12 protein-coding genes and 2 riboswitches are annotated in these 13607 nt (G+C 68.3%); of the genes, 5 read left to right on the top strand and 7 right to left on the bottom strand.

Annotation, left to right across the window (positions count from 1 at the left end; all coding sequences use genetic code 11):
- Together HV798_RS29275 and HV798_RS29270 are read right to left on the bottom strand one after the other, a co-directional pair.
- The coding region (locus tag HV798_RS29275) for a DUF2242 domain-containing protein (RefSeq protein WP_175196059.1) at positions 1-621 on the bottom strand (621 nt) is incomplete at its 3' end.
- A 151-nt stretch (positions 622-772) separates the two neighbouring features.
- The gene (locus tag HV798_RS29270) at positions 773-2173 is read right to left on the bottom strand and encodes a spinster family MFS transporter (protein ID WP_175196057.1); all 1401 of its coding nucleotides are present in this window, start codon (positions 2171-2173) and stop codon (positions 773-775) included.
- Positions 2174-2356: 183 nt separating this feature from the next.
- On the opposite strand from HV798_RS29270, the gene HV798_RS29265 reads away from it, so the two are divergent.
- From HV798_RS29265 to HV798_RS29255, 3 genes are all read left to right on the top strand, one after another.
- A complete protein-coding gene (locus HV798_RS29265) occupies positions 2357-3349 on the top strand; it encodes an AraC-like ligand-binding domain-containing protein (RefSeq protein WP_025135694.1) in 993 nt (330 codons plus the stop codon).
- Between the two features lie 266 nt (positions 3350-3615).
- The gene (locus HV798_RS29260) at positions 3616-4713 is read left to right on the top strand and encodes an NAD/NADP-dependent octopine/nopaline dehydrogenase family protein (protein WP_175196054.1); all 1098 of its coding nucleotides are present in this window, start codon (positions 3616-3618) and stop codon (positions 4711-4713) included.
- A gap of 2 nt (positions 4714-4715) precedes the next feature.
- Entirely contained in the window at positions 4716-5714 is a 999-nt protein-coding gene (locus tag HV798_RS29255; protein WP_175196052.1) for a 3-hydroxybutyryl-CoA dehydrogenase, read from the top strand.
- Positions 5715-5797: 83 nt separating this feature from the next.
- On the opposite strand, the gene ampC is transcribed toward HV798_RS29255, so the two are convergent.
- On the bottom strand, positions 5798-6937 hold the full coding sequence (gene ampC / locus HV798_RS29250) for a class C beta-lactamase (protein ID WP_175196070.1): 1140 nt from the start codon (positions 6935-6937) through the stop codon (positions 5798-5800).
- A gap of 202 nt (positions 6938-7139) precedes the next feature.
- Positions 7140-7230: riboswitch (glycine riboswitch) on the top strand.
- A gap of 1 nt (position 7231) precedes the next feature.
- Positions 7232-7322: riboswitch (glycine riboswitch) on the top strand.
- 44 nt (positions 7323-7366) lie between these two features.
- Here ampC and HV798_RS29245 point away from each other — a divergent pair.
- Entirely contained in the window at positions 7367-8596 is a 1230-nt protein-coding gene (locus HV798_RS29245; RefSeq protein ID WP_175196050.1) for a D-amino acid dehydrogenase, read from the top strand.
- A 3-nt stretch (positions 8597-8599) separates the two neighbouring features.
- On the opposite strand, the gene HV798_RS29240 is transcribed toward HV798_RS29245, so the two are convergent.
- From HV798_RS29240 to HV798_RS29230, 3 genes are all read right to left on the bottom strand, one after another.
- Positions 8600-9343, bottom strand: a complete 744-nt coding sequence (locus HV798_RS29240) for a sulfite exporter TauE/SafE family protein (RefSeq protein WP_175196048.1) — start codon at positions 9341-9343, stop codon at positions 8600-8602.
- Positions 9344-9517: 174 nt separating this feature from the next.
- Entirely contained in the window at positions 9518-10105 is a 588-nt protein-coding gene (locus HV798_RS29235) for an SUKH-4 family immunity protein (protein WP_175196046.1), read from the bottom strand.
- Between the two features lie 13 nt (positions 10106-10118).
- The gene (locus HV798_RS29230; RefSeq protein WP_175196044.1) at positions 10119-10907 is read right to left on the bottom strand and encodes a PhzF family phenazine biosynthesis protein; all 789 of its coding nucleotides are present in this window, start codon (positions 10905-10907) and stop codon (positions 10119-10121) included.
- 221 nt (positions 10908-11128) lie between these two features.
- On the opposite strand from HV798_RS29230, the gene HV798_RS29225 reads away from it, so the two are divergent.
- On the top strand, positions 11129-11944 hold the full coding sequence (locus HV798_RS29225; RefSeq protein WP_175196042.1) for an alpha/beta fold hydrolase: 816 nt from the start codon (positions 11129-11131) through the stop codon (positions 11942-11944).
- On the opposite strand, the gene pdxR is transcribed toward HV798_RS29225, so the two are convergent.
- Positions 11945-13540: a MocR-like pyridoxine biosynthesis transcription factor PdxR gene (gene pdxR, locus HV798_RS29220; protein ID WP_175216621.1), complete on the bottom strand. Its 1596-nt coding sequence runs from the start codon at positions 13538-13540 to the stop codon at positions 11945-11947. It lies immediately after the preceding gene.
- Positions 13541-13607: the final 67 nt, after the last annotated feature.

Below are 13607 nucleotides of genomic sequence, written 5' to 3'. Positions count from 1 at the left end.
CGCGTCCGGCGTGGTCACGGGGTCCGCGGGCGGCTTGGGCGCGGCGGCCTTGCCGCGGCCGGGCGGCGGCACATGGGGCGCCGCGGCGGCCTGCGCGTCCGGCAGGAAGCGCTGCAGCAGCTGGAAGAAACCTTCATAGAACGCCGGCCGCGACACGGTCTGGCTGGCCGTCTTGACCAGCGAATCGTCGCTGGCGCCGAACGGCATCGACACCTGCCCCAGCACGCTCACGCCTACGCTGGCCGAACTGGAGGTGCGCTTGATGGAATAGCGGTCCTGCACGGCGTTGGCGAACACGGTGGCGCGCTCGTTGGCGGCGCCGTCCGAGGCGCAATCGATGTTGAAGCTGATCTGCGTGTGCTGGCCGTCGTCGCCCTGGAAATTCTTGTGGCCGGTGACGCGCGAACCTTCGAATTTGTCGATGTTGTAGCCCTGGCTGAGCAAGGCCCGCCGCCCGGCGTCGCACGCCGTGTTGCTGCCCGCCGCGACCGTCCGGGAATAGGTGTCGTTCTGGGTGAAGTCTTCTTTTTCGAAGGCGGCTTTGGGAGCGGCGCATCCCGCCAGGACGGCTGCCAGGGCAGCGCACAACGGAAGGGCAAGACGAGGGGTGACGCGGGGCATGAAAAAATCCGGCTTCGGGGCGACGGGGGGATTATCGGCCAAGGGCCGAGCGTCCGGCGCCCGCGCGAGCCTGCGCAGTGATGAGTTGAAACAGCTTTATAGCCCATCTGCGGCAGTGGCGCCCGCGGGCACATGCCGTAACCCTTATGTGTCAAGGCGTAGCCCGCGCCGGCACGGGCGCCGCACCGCCCGGGGCCGCCCCCTGCTCGGCCAGGGTCTCTTCCCGCACCAGACTGCGCCGATACTTGCCGCAGCCCACGGCCAGAAGACCCACGCACAGCAGCGTGGCCCCCCCGATCAGCAGCGACATGGAATGGCCCACCGCCGCGGGCAGCTTGAACAGCCGATCCGTCAGCAAGGCCACCGCCGTCGTGCCCGCCCCCAGGCCGATCAGGTTCGAGATCAACAGGAACAGCGCCGACACCTGCGCCCGCAGCTGGTTGGGCGGCAGGATCTGCATCGCGGCGGTGGACGTGGGCATGGGAAACGAGGCAAAGAACATCGCGGGCAGCAGCAGGCCCACCGACAGCCACAGGCCGTCGACCTGGGTGAACGCCACGGCGGGCACGGCCATGCCGACCGCCCCGATGACGCCGGCCCGCAGCGGCGCATCGCTGTAGCCGCGCTTGGCCAACCAATCCATCAGCCAGCCGCCGCAGAACACGCCGGCCGTATTGGCCACCAGCACCACCACGCCCAGCATGTAGCCCACGTCCACCGGCGACAGGCCGTACTTGCGCATATAGAACGCCGGCGTCCAGCCCAGCAGGCAGAACAGGATCATGGCGTAGAACGAAAACCCCAGGTAGTGGCAGAAGAATGTGCCGCGATGCCGCCCCAGGAAACGAAAGGTCTCGCCCACCGAGGGCTTTTGCGCCTGGCCGGCCGCATCGCGGCGCACCCCGCGGCGCTGCGGATCGCGCACGGTCAGCAGAATCAGCAACGCCACCAGCAGCCCGGGCAGGCCGACAATGAAGAAGGTCACCTGCCAGGGCCGCAGCGCGCCCAGCAGCGGCACCGCCACGCTGTCCACGCTTTTGAGCAGGTTGATGACGTAGCCGCCGATCAGGAAGGCCATGCCGCCGCCGATGAACGAGCCGATGGAATAGATGCCCACCGCGCGGCCCAGCTTGTGGCGCGGAAACATGTCGCTCAGCATCGAATAGGTGGCGGGCGACAGCGCGGCCTCGCCCACGCCGACGCCGATGCGCGCCAGGAACATCTGCGCGAAGCTGCGCGACAGGCCACAGGCCGCGGTGGCCAGGCTCCAGAACGCCACGCCGATGGCGATGATGCGGGGCCGCGAATAGCGGTCGGCCAGCAGCGCGATGGGAATGCCCATGAAGGCGTAGAACAGCGAAAACGCCAACCCGTGCAACAGGCTGAACTGGGTGTCCGACAGTTGCAGGTCGTGCTTGATGGGCTCGATCATCAAGGCCAGGATCTGCCGGTCGACGAACGAAAATATGTACGCTAGCATGCAGATCAGGACGACATACCACTCGTAGGCATAGCTGGTCTTGGCCGCGTCGTTTCGGGGGTCGCCCATCATGTTTTTCCCTTGTATCGCAACGGGATCGCGCCGGCCCCGCCAGGGTGGCGGCTGCGTCCCCTTGTCTGGTTCGCCAATCCGGGCTTGCGTCGGCAGGCCCCAATGGCTGCATCTTTTGTAGGCCTTTGCGTCCACCGGCTCTATACCGGGCGCGCAACGGCTATTCCCGGGGCGCAGGAAAGCATGTTCCAAGACACCTATCCGCTGCAACGCCATTGCCTGCTCAATTCGGGCAATGTCTCTGAAATCACGGACCAGGTCAGCCAGCACCTGTGGTCGCACCGCATGTGCGTGGCCCCGGGCGAGCCCATGCGCTCGCGCCTGTACGGGGTGTTCTTCGGCAGCGCCGCGCTGTTCGACCTGCACTACGGCGCCGACGTCGAAATCGATGCCGGCGACATCGCCCGCTACTACCTGGTGCGCGTCACGCTGCAAGGCGCCGGGCTGGTCACGCTGGGCAAGCGCAGCGCGCTGTTGCGCGAAGGCAGCCTGACCATTTCGTCGCCGTCCGAACGCAGCATCATCCGCATCGGCCAGGACTGCCGCAGCCTGATCCTGCGCATCGAACGCCAGGCCCTGGAGCGCCACCTGCAGCAACTGCTGGACCGCCCGGTCAAGCAGCCGCTGGTGTTCGACCTGGAAGCTGCCCCGGGCTCGGCGGGCCTGGCCGCCGTGCAGGAAACGCTGGACTACCTGTGCCGCCTGTACCGCCACCCCGCCATTGAAGGCGTGACGCAGACGCTGGCCGCGGGCTTTTCCGACTATCTGGTGTCGTTGCTGCTGACCCAGCTGCCGCACAACTATTCCGATGCGCTGCGCGCCGACCGCCGCCAGCCGCTGCCCCAGCACGTGCGCCGCGCCCGCGACTACATCGAAGAACACATCGACGCGCCCATTGCCCTGACCGACCTGGCGGCGCATTGCGGCGTGTCCATCCGCACCTTGCAGAACGGCTTCACGCAGTTCCTCAAGCAAAGCCCCAGCGACTACCTGCGCAACCGCCGGCTGGCGCTGGCGCACGCCGCCCTGGGGCAAGCGCGGGACGGCGACAGCGTCACCGACATCCTGCTGCGCTGCGGCGTTACCAGCTTCGGCCACTTCGCCACGCATTACCGCAAGCGGTATGGCTGCCTGCCGTCCGACACGCTCAGGCAGCGCCGCGCCTGTACGCCCTGATAGCGGCGGGATGGTGCTTGAAGCAGTGCTTGGTCGCTGCCTGATCGCTGCCTGATCGTTGCCTGATCGCTGCCTGATCGCTGCCTGATCGTTGCCTGATCGCTGCTTGGTCGCCGCCTGATCGCCGCCGGACTGCGGCCGCTGCCATGTCACGCACCTCGCCGCCCTGCATTTGCTTGCCGATTCGGTATCCCGCCTGCGCGTTCGGCGCAGACCGCGCCTTGTCCCATCGCTAGGATCAAAGCCTCTATCGAAGGAGCTTGATCATGCGCATCGGCGTTATTGGCGGCGGCCACGGCTGCTACGCGGCGGCGGCCGACCTGGTGGAAAAAGGGCATCGTGTGCGGCTGTGGCGCCGCGACGGGGCCGCGTTCGACAGCCTGCGCCAGGCCGGCGCCCTCACGGTGACCGACTATCGCGGCACGCGCCGCATCCCGCTGGGCGACGGCCCCGGCCAGCTGGAGCTGGCGGCTGACCTGGGCGCCGCGACGGACGGCGCGCAATTGCTGGTGATTCCGCTGCCGGCCACGTCCCACGCCGCACTGGCGCCTGACCTGGCGCCGCACCTGCAAGACGGCCAGGTGGTGTTCCTGCCGCCCGGCACCTTCGGCAGCCTGCTGTTCGCCCGCGCCCTGAAAGACGCCGGCAACCCGGCCGAGGTGGCCTTTGCCGAGACCGGCACCCTGCCCTACCTGGCGCGCAAGCACGGCGACCGCGTCGTGATCAGCGCCTACGCCACGCGCCTGCCCACCGGCGTCTTTCCCAGCCGCCTGTCCGGCCCCGCCCTGGAGGTGCTGGCGCAGGCCTACCCCAGCATCGAGCCGATCGAAGACGCCCTGTCGGGCGCGTTGATGAACGCAGGGCCGGTGATCCATCCGCCGCTGATCCTGATGAACGCCGGCCCGCTGGAACACTTCGACAAGTGGGACATCCACAACGAAGGCACGCAACCGTCCATCCGCCGCGTGACCGACGCGCTGGATGCCGAACGCATCGCCGTGCGCACGGCGCTGGGCTATGCGGCGCCGCACTTTCCGCTGGCCGACCACTACGCCGCCGAGGGCGATGAATGGATGTACGGCCGCGGCGCGCACGGCAAGCTGACCGACAGCGGCGACTGGCGCGAGAACATCGACCTGGCCCGCCACCGCTACATGCTGGAAGACACGCGGCTGGGCCTGTCCTTCCTGGTGTCGACGAGCCGCTGGGCCGGCGTGCCCACGCCGGTGGCGCAGGGCTTGCTCAGCGTGGCCTCGGCAGTGACCGGCCGCGACCTGTATGCCGAAGGCCGTACGCTGGAAGCGCTGGGCCTGCACGGCCTGTCGCGCAGCGCCATGGCCGCGTTGCTGGCGCAAGGAGCCTGACCATGGACAGGACCTTGTGCGTGGTCGGCGCCGGCCGCATGGGCATCGGCATCACGCTGTCGTACATCCATGCCGGGCTGCCCGTCACCCTGATCGACATCAAGCCGCGCGAACGCGGCGAACAGGCCGAATATTTCGCGCGGGTGCTGGGCGACCTGCGGCGCGAACTGGCCACGCTGACGCGGCTGGGCCTGCTGGACGCGGCACAGGCCGACATTGCGCTGGGCCGCGTGCGCCTGACCACCCGCGACGACGCCCACGCGGACCTGGCCCACGCCCGGGTCGTGTTCGAAGCCGTGCCCGAACGCCTGGACGTCAAGCGCGACACCTTCGCCTGGCTGGGGCGGGCCTGCGCGCCGGACAGCGTCATCGCGTCCACCACGTCCACCTTCCTGGTGACCGAACTGGCCGCGTTGGTGCACGCGCCCGCCCGCTTTCTGAACGCGCATTGGCTCAACCCGGCGTATCTCATTCCGCTGGTGGAAGTGAGCCGCGGCCCGCAGACGGCGGACGCCGCGTTGCAGGACCTGCTGGCGGTGCTGCGGCTGGCCGGCAAGACGCCAGTGCAATGCGCCCCGGCGGCCGGCTACATCGTGCCGCGCATCCAGGCCCTGGCCATGAACGAAGCGGCCCGCATGGTCGAGGAAGGCGTGGCCAGCGCCGAAGACATCGACACCGCCGTGCGGCTGGGCTTCGGCCTGCGCTTCTCGGTGTTGGGCCTGCTGGAATTCATCGACTGGGGCGGCGGCGACATCCTGCATTACGCGTCCCGCTATCTGGCCGATGCCATCGACCCCCGCTTTGCCGCGCCGGACATCATCGCGCGCAACATGGAAGCCGGCCGCAACGGCCTGCGCGAAGGCCAGGGCTTCTACGACTACGCCGGCATGGACGTGGACGCCTACAAGCTGCGGCGGCTGGGGGAGCTGTGCGACCGGTTGCGCATCATGGGCTTGCTGCCGCGTCATGACGCGGCCCGGGAAATGGGCGACGTGCGGTAAATAGGCAGGGCCCGGGTGGACGGCATTACCGTCGCAGGCAACGGCCAGGGGCCAGGCAGCGCCGCCGCACAGCCCCCCGCCGTTCAACGATCCAGCGTCTCCAGCACCCGCAACGCCAGCCGTACACGCGCCTCGTTGGGATAGTTGCGGTTGGCCAGGATCACGATGCCCTCTTTGCGCGACGGCACGAAGGCCACGTAGGCGCCAAAGCCGTTGGTGGCGCCGGTCTTGTTGATCCACGTCGCGGGCTGCGGCGCGCTCGGCGGCTGCAAGGCCTGCACCGGCAAGGTCTCGAAGGCCACCTTGGCCGAATTGCCGGCCACCAGGTCATCCACCGACACCGGGTAACGGTACTGTTCCCAGATCAGGTCCTGCGTCATCGCGCCCAGCTGGTAGTAGCCCGTGTGCGTGGCCGCGATGGCGCGCTGGATGGCGGCATCCACCGGCGCCACGCCCAGGTTCGCCTCGACAAAGCGGATCATGTCGCGGGCGGTCGATTTCACGCCATAGGCTTCGTCCGCCAGCACACCCGGATTCACCCGCACCGCCGCGTTCTGCTTGTTGTAGCCCCAGGCGTAGTCGGGCATTTTTTCAGGCGGTACGTTCACATAGGTGCTGCGCAGCCCCAGCTTGGGAAACAGGCCCTGCTCCAGCGCCGCCACGTAGGGCTGGCCCAGGCTGCGCGCGGCTACCACGCCCAGCATGCCGATGCTGGGATTGGCGTAGGTGCGGTGCGTGCCGGGCGCGTATTGCGGCGTCCAGGCCTTCAGATAGGCCATCAACTGGGCCGTGTCCTGCACGGCGTCCGGCACCTGCAAGGGAAAGCCGCCCGCCGTGTGCGTGGCCAGGTTGATCAGCGTGGTCTTGGCGAACGCGCTGCCTTGCAGTTCGGGCACGTACCTGGCGGGGCTGTCGCCCAACGACAGTTTGCCCGAGGCCTCTGCATAGCCCGCCAGCGTCACGGTGAAGGTCTTGCTGATCGAGCCCAGCTCGAACAGCGTGTCGGGCGATACCGGCTTGCGCGGTGCGCGCGAGGCATCGCCGTAGTTGAAAAAGCGCTGCTGGCCATTGCGGGTGACGGCGATCGCCATGCCGGGGATGTCGTATTGGCGCATGACCTCGGCGACGGTGGCGTTGATCGCCTCGTCAGCAGCCTGCGGCGGCACCGCAGCGACTGGTGCGCCGGACGCGGCCGTCGCTGGCGCTGGCTGCCCCGCCGCCATGGCGGGCCCGGCGCCTGCGGCCAGGGCCAGGAACCACATCGAAATACGGAATTTTTCCCTCAGGCGCATGCCATTCTTCCTATCGCGTCATACCGGCTGGCGCCGGCCGAATGGCGCCCAGTGTAGGACGAAATTGGCACATCCTAGTACTAACCCTAAGTCTCGTCCGGCCGAAATTTTGGCTATCCTGCTTCGGTCGATTCAAAACCCCGCAGAAGAGACTCGCCCCCGTGGCGGGCGCCGACGGAGCAACCGCCCCGGAAACTCTCAGGCAACAGGACTGCGCGGTGTAGACAATCTGGAGAGAGGTGCCAAGCGCGCCCACCGAAGGGGATCCCGCGGCGCACACCGCCCGGGTGAAGCTCTCAGGTACCAAGACAGATGGGGTGCTGCTGCCAATTGGCCGCAGCCACGCTATCTGGAGCCACCATGCCCCGCATCGCCATCATCGGCGCCGGTATCACCGGCGTCACGTCTGCGTACGCCTTGAGCAAACTGGGTTACGACGTCACGGTCTACGACCGCCAGCGCTATCCCGCCATGGAAACGTCCTATGCCAACGGCGGGCAGCTGTCCGCCAGCAACGCCGAAGTCTGGAATAGCGCCGCCACCGTCATGAAGGGCCTGCGCTGGCTGGGCCGCCGCAATGCGCCGCTGCTGCTCAACCCGCGCTTCAGCTGGCACAAGTATTCTTGGCTGGCCCAGTTCATGGGGCAGATCCGCAATTACCGCCAGAACACCATCGCCACCACCCGCCTGGCCATCGAGGCGCGTCAGCACCTGTACGCCATGGCCGAGGAAGAAGGCATCGACTTCGACCTGGAACGGCGCGGCATCCTGCACATCTACCACGACGCCGCCAGCTTCGAGACCGCACGCCGCGCCAACGCGCTGCTACGCGAAGGCGGACTGGAACGCCACGCGGTCACGCCCGACGAAGCACGCGCCATCGAACCCGCGCTGCAAACGGCCTGCCACGGCGGCTTCTACACGCCGTCCGATGCCACCGGCGACATCCACAAATTCACCAGCGGCCTGGCCCGTGCCTGCGTGCGCCGCGGCGTGCGCTTCGAGCAGGACGCCGACATCCGCGCCATCAGCCGCGACGGCCTGCCCTACGTATTGGACATTGCCCGCGAAGGCGGCACGCAACACGAACAGCACGAGGCCAGCGCCATCGTCATCTGCGCCGGGGCCGCCAGCCGCCAGTTCGCGCGCCAGCTGGGCGACTCGTTGAACATCTACCCGGTCAAGGGCTATTCCATCAGCGTGCACCTGGACGAGCCCGACAGCCGCGCCGCCGCGCCCACCGTCAGCCTGCTCGACGAAGCCGCCAAGATCGTCACCAGCCGCCTGGGCGACCGCTTCCGCGTGGCCGGCACGGCGGAATTCAACGGCTTCAACATGGACATCCGCGCCGAACGCATCCAGCCGCTGGTGGACTGGACCCGCAAGCACTTCCCCGGCGTACGCACGTCACGCGTGGTGCCCTGGTGCGGCCTGCGCCCCATGACCCCCAACATGATGCCGCGCGTCGGCCCGGGCAAGCGGCCCGGCGTGTTCTACAACACCGGGCACGGGCATCTGGGGTGGACGTTGTCGGCAGCGACGGCGCAGATGCTTGCGGCGAGTGTGCGGGACGGGGTGGCGCTGGCGTAGCGCCTACCGCGCCAGCAACTGCGGCACCGACGACGCCAGCAACGTCAGCCCCGAACATGTCAGCAGGCCCAGTACCGTGCGCCGGAACGTCACTTCGGAAATGCCGATGTACAGGCGGGTGCCCAGCAACGTGGGGATCAGCATGGCCGGCGCCACCACCGCGAACATGGGCGCCATGTCGCGGGTGACGATGCCGGTGGCCAGGTAGGTGGCCATCGTCACCGACAGCATCGCCAGGTTGAAGTTCTGGATCACGGCGCGCTGGGTGTCCTTGTTGAAGCCGCGCAGCGTGCACCATAGCGTGGGCACGCTGCCCGCGAAACCGCCGATGCCGCCCAGCACGCCGCCGACCATGCCCACGGCGCCATCGCCCAGGCGGTTGCCGCCGATGCGCGGCAGCCGCTGCGACATCAGCATGACCGGGCACCACAAGGCCAGCAAGGCGCCCAGCACGGCCTTGAACCAGTCCATGTCCAGGTGCGGCAGCACCAGCACGCCCAGCGGAATGCCGGCCAGGCCGCCCGCCAGGAAGGGCCACAGCAGTTGCCAGTCAAAGCCCCGGCGCACCGAGAACACGGCCAGCAGTTGCCCGGTCAAGGCGCCGAAGACGGCCAGCGCGGCGGCCAGACGCGGGTCCAGCACCCAGGCCCAGAACGACATGGCTACCATGCCGAACGCAAAGCCCGACAGGCCCTGCACGAAGCCCGCCACCGCCGCGCCGATCGCCACCACCCATACCGCGTCCATGCCCTCTGTCTCCTTGGTTCCAGGGCCGGTTGCGGCCTCTTGGTGTCATGACCGGGGATTCTAGGCAGGTGCGGCGCGCAGGGTTATTTGAAGTGCTGATGAGGGAATAGGTTTTCGATAATGGCGCGCCGAAGCCTCGCGCGCGCCGTCGAACCCGGTCCGCGAGCGTTCAGGCTAGCCTTGCAGGACCTCGTAGAAGCGCTCGGCCTCGCCCCGGTCGCCCAGCACGGCGGTCAGTCGGTCGAGCACGGCGTCGCGGTAGGCCAGCTTGATCTCCCAGTCGTCGTCGCGCAGGTCTTCATCCGCGTCCAGGTAGACCTCGCCCACGGCGGCCAGGGCGGCGGCCAGGGTCCAGAGGTCGGGCGCGATGTCGTCGGGTGCCCATGTGCCGGTGCCGTGCATCGCATACAGGATGCGGCCGCTGCCCGTGTCCAGGATGAAGGGATCGGCGTTCAGGTCGGCGATGACCAGCCAGTTGTCCTGCCAGGCCGGCACCCGTTGGCCGTTCGAGGCATCCCAGCGGTAGCCGGCCTGCAAATCCCACAGCCGGCTGAGCGCGGGAAAGCACACATTGGTTTCGGACAGCGTGACGCCGACCGGGCCGATGTGCGCGTGATAAGTCTTGCCCAACGGGCCGATGCGGGCATAGAAATCGGCCAGCGCGTCGGGCAGCGGAATATCGCCGCGCCATTCGTCGCGGCCTTGCGGGCGGAGTTCGCCGAAGCGGGCAAAGCCGTCCCGCAACGCGTCGATGTCGATCATGGCGGCCCTTGGGTCAAAGGTAGATCGTGCCGCGCAGGTACAGCGCCGCCTGGCCGCTGATGATGACGCGGCCGTTGCTGGGCAGTTCGCATTGCAGCTGCCCCTTGCGTGCCCCGCCCTGCTCGGCCGTCAGCGTCGTCTTGCCCAGGCGCTCGGCCCAGTATGGCGTGAGCGAGGTGTGGGCCGAGCCGGTGACGGGGTCTTCGTTGACGCCCACGCGCGGGCCGAACCAGCGCGACACGAAGTCGTAGCGGGTGGACGGCGCCGTGACCGCCACGCCGCGCACGTCAAACGCGGCCAGCGCCGAGAAATCGGGCTTCAGGCCGTCGATCAGGGTTTCATCGTCGATGACCAGCAGGTAGTCGTCGGTGCGGTACAGCGCCCGCGCGTCCTTCAAGCCCAGCGCTTGCAGCAGCGCGGCCGGGATGGCTTCAGCCACCGGTTGCTTGACGGGGAAATCCATGGCCAGCGCCTTGCCGGCGCGGCGCACCTGCAATTCGCCACTGCGGGTCGAAAAACGCAGCAGGTCGTCCTTGACGCCCAGCTGTTCGAACAGCACCCAGGCCGTCGCCAGCGTGGCGTGGCCGCACAGGTCGACCTCGACTGCGGGCGTGAACCAGCGCAGTTCGTAGACATCGCCCTGGCGCACGAAGTAGGCGGTTTCCGACAGGTTGTTTTCTTCGGCAATGCGCTGCAACGTCGCGTCAGGCAGCCACGCGTCCAGCGGCACCACCGCGGCGGGGTTGCCGCCGAAGGGAGCGGCAGTGAAGGCGTCTACTTGGTAAAGGTCGAGCTGGGGCATGGGGAAATTCCTGTGTCGTACGCGATAAAGCAGCCGTTATTTTGCTACAAGGCGCCGGGCGGGTGCTTGCGGCGGGTTGTACTGGGCTGCGCGTCTGGATTTTTCCCGCACTGGATTTTCGCCCGCCGACCCGATATGATGATGCTTCTTTCAAGACGCCCTCCCGGTCCGCCGGGAGGGCGTTTCTTTTGGCTTTTTCCAACCCAGAAGGAACCCTTGAAATGACCCATCTCCCCTCCTCCCATCCGAACGTTGGCAACGATGCCGCCGCGGCCAGCCTGTTGGGCTTTGTCCGCCACGGCCACGGCCCGGAACCCGTGCTGGTGCTGCACGACTGGCTGGGCGACCACGGCAACTACGCCGCGATGACGCCCTATCTGGACGGCGACGCCTGCACCTACGTGTTCGCGGACTTGCGCGGCTATGGCCTGTCGCGCCACCTGACGGGCGCCTGCACGGTCGATGAGATCGCCGCCGATTGCCTGGCGCTGGCCGACCACCTGGGCTGGCCGCGCTTTAACGTGCTGGGGCATTCGATGACGGGCATGGTCACGCAGCGCCTGGCGGCGAATGCGCCTGACCGCATCAAGCGGGCGATTGCCGTGTGCCCGGTGTCGGCCGCGGGCAATCGGCTGGGCCCGGACGCGTATGCGTTCTTTGCCAGCACGGCACATGACGACGAGGCCTTTTGCCGCCTGATGCAATACGTGACCGGCGGCCTGGGGCGCGGCTGGGCGCAGGCCAAGCTGCGGCGGCATCGCGCGTCGGTGGCGCCCGCCTGCCGCATTCCCTACCTGGACATGCTGGTCCACACCGATTTCGTGGACGAGGTGCGCGGGCTGACGACGCCGTATCTGGTGATCGTGGGCGACAAGGACCCGGGGCTGGACGAAGCCGCCATGCGGCAGACGTTCCTGGCGTGGCATCCGAACGCCCAACTGCGGGTGATGCCGAACTGCGGCCATTACCCGATGCAGGAATGCCCGCCGGCGTTTGCGGCGCTGATCGAGGCGTTCCTGGCGGACAAGGCCGTCTGATCAGGCGCCGGCCCCGCGCAGCAGCGCCCCCACCTGTTCCAGTTCGGCCTCGCTGCGCGCGCTGTAGCCGATGACCACCCCGGGCGGCATCGTCACGCGCAGGCAGAAGTCGGCCACCGACTGGATGCCGATGCCGCGCGCCTGTGCGCGGCGCAGCAGGTCCGCCAGGTCCATGCCGGGCGGCAGCCACCACACCAGGTGAAAGCCCGCCTGCTCGCCGCTGACCCGCAGCGGCGACGGGCCTGCGGCCTGTCGCAGCAGCCGCAGCAGTTGGTCGCGCCGGGCCGCGTAGACGGGCCGTACACGGCGCACGTGGCGGGCGAAGCTGCCGTCTTCCAGGAAGTTGGCCAGCGTCATCTGTTCGATGATGCTGTTGGACCGCCCCGTGGTGTGGCGCGTCCGCGTGAACGCCGCCACCAGCGGCCGCGGCAGCACCGCATAGCCGATGCGCAGCGCGTTGAACAGGGTCTTGTTGAAGCTGCCGCAGTGGATCACGCGGTCGGCGCTGTCCAGGCTTTTCAGGGCGGCCAGCGGGGCGCTGTCGTAGTTGAATTCGCTGTCGTAGTCGTCTTCCAGGATCCAGCTGCCGGTCTGCGCGGCCCAGTCCAGCAGTTCCAGGCGGCGCGACACGGGCATGGTGACGCCGGTGGGCGACTGGTGCGCGGGCGTGACGTGCACCAGCTTGACGCCGCGCTGGCGGCGGGCGCTGGCCACCGAAAAACCGTGATCGTCGATCGCGATGGGCGTGATGCGGCGCGTGTACTGGCTGAACAGCGGCACGGCATTGAGGTAGCCGGGGTCTTCCACCAGCACCTTGTCGCCCGGCGACAAAAGCACGCGGGCACTCAGGTCGATGCCGTCGCGGATGCCGGTCAGCACCACCACCTGGTCGGCATCGCAGGCGATGCCGCGCGCCGCGCCCAGGTAACGCGCAATCTGCTCGCGCAGCGGCCGCCAGCCCTGCGATTCCTCGTTGGCCAGTTGCGACGGCGTGACGCGCTGAGCGCTGGCCGCCAGCCCCTTGCTCCATGCCGCCATCGGGAACAGCGAGGCGTCGGCGCTGCGGGCCGTGAAAGGCGGCTCTGAACGCGGCGGCGGCACCGGCGGCAAGCCGGTCGCCGGGCGTGCCGATACGGCACGCGGTGACGGGGAGGATGCGCCAGGCGCTGCCGGCGTGGACGGACGGCCGCCCCCTTGCGCCGCCTCGCCGGGCAAGCCATCGCGAAAGAAATTATCGGGAATGACCGCCGCCACATAGGTGCCTGACCCGACCGTGCCCGCCGTATAGCCTTCGCTGTGCAACTGGTCGTAGGCGGACTCGACCGTGGACCGGGCAATGTGCCAGCGTCCGGCCAGGCTGCGCGTGGACGGCAGCCGGCTGCCCGAGGGCAGCACGCCTTTGAGGATGCGCTCGCGGATCTGGCGATAGACCCAGGTCTGCTTGGATTCTCCGGCCCGGGGCGGGTCCAGCGGCAAGTCCAGGCTGGCCTCCTGGCGGGTTTCCCGCAGGGCCGCCCGGCGGGAAACCCGCCGCGTGTCGGGCGGGGTTTCCGGGTGGCTACCCCCGGTTGCATCGTGCAAAAGTGGCTTGGTCATATTCATAAAAATGGCCCTGGCAGACAAAGCCATTCTATCGCTACATTGCGCTCCATGCGCCCGCCCA

It is taken from the genome of Achromobacter deleyi (genome assembly GCF_902859705.1).
Taxonomy (GTDB): Bacteria; Pseudomonadota; Gammaproteobacteria; order Burkholderiales; family Burkholderiaceae_B; genus Achromobacter; species Achromobacter deleyi.
This window is presented reverse-complemented; position numbering and strand designations above follow the sequence as displayed.

What these genes read in the sequence shown, in the direction of transcription:
- HV798_RS29240 (WP_175196048.1), bottom strand. Translation starts at nt 9,343, where the DNA reads ATGGACGCGGTATGGGTGGTGGCGATCGGCGCGGCGGTGGCGGGCTTC.
- HV798_RS29245 (WP_175196050.1), top strand. Translation starts at nt 7,367, where the DNA reads ATGCCCCGCATCGCCATCATCGGCGCCGGTATCACCGGCGTCACGTCT.
- HV798_RS29230 (WP_175196044.1), bottom strand. Translation starts at nt 10,907, where the DNA reads ATGCCCCAGCTCGACCTTTACCAAGTAGACGCCTTCACTGCCGCTCCC.
- HV798_RS29265 (WP_025135694.1), top strand. Translation starts at nt 2,357, where the DNA reads ATGTTCCAAGACACCTATCCGCTGCAACGCCATTGCCTGCTCAATTCG.
- HV798_RS29260 (WP_175196054.1), top strand. Translation starts at nt 3,616, where the DNA reads ATGCGCATCGGCGTTATTGGCGGCGGCCACGGCTGCTACGCGGCGGCG.
- HV798_RS29235 (WP_175196046.1), bottom strand. Translation starts at nt 10,105, where the DNA reads ATGATCGACATCGACGCGTTGCGGGACGGCTTTGCCCGCTTCGGCGAA.
- ampC (WP_175196070.1), bottom strand. Translation starts at nt 6,937, where the DNA reads ATGGCGGCGGGGCAGCCAGCGCCAGCGACGGCCGCGTCCGGCGCACCA.
- HV798_RS29255 (WP_175196052.1), top strand. Translation starts at nt 4,716, where the DNA reads ATGGACAGGACCTTGTGCGTGGTCGGCGCCGGCCGCATGGGCATCGGC.
- pdxR (WP_175216621.1), bottom strand. Translation starts at nt 13,540, where the DNA reads ATGACCAAGCCACTTTTGCACGATGCAACCGGGGGTAGCCACCCGGAA.
- HV798_RS29270 (WP_175196057.1), bottom strand. Translation starts at nt 2,173, where the DNA reads ATGATGGGCGACCCCCGAAACGACGCGGCCAAGACCAGCTATGCCTAC.
- HV798_RS29225 (WP_175196042.1), top strand. Translation starts at nt 11,129, where the DNA reads ATGACCCATCTCCCCTCCTCCCATCCGAACGTTGGCAACGATGCCGCC.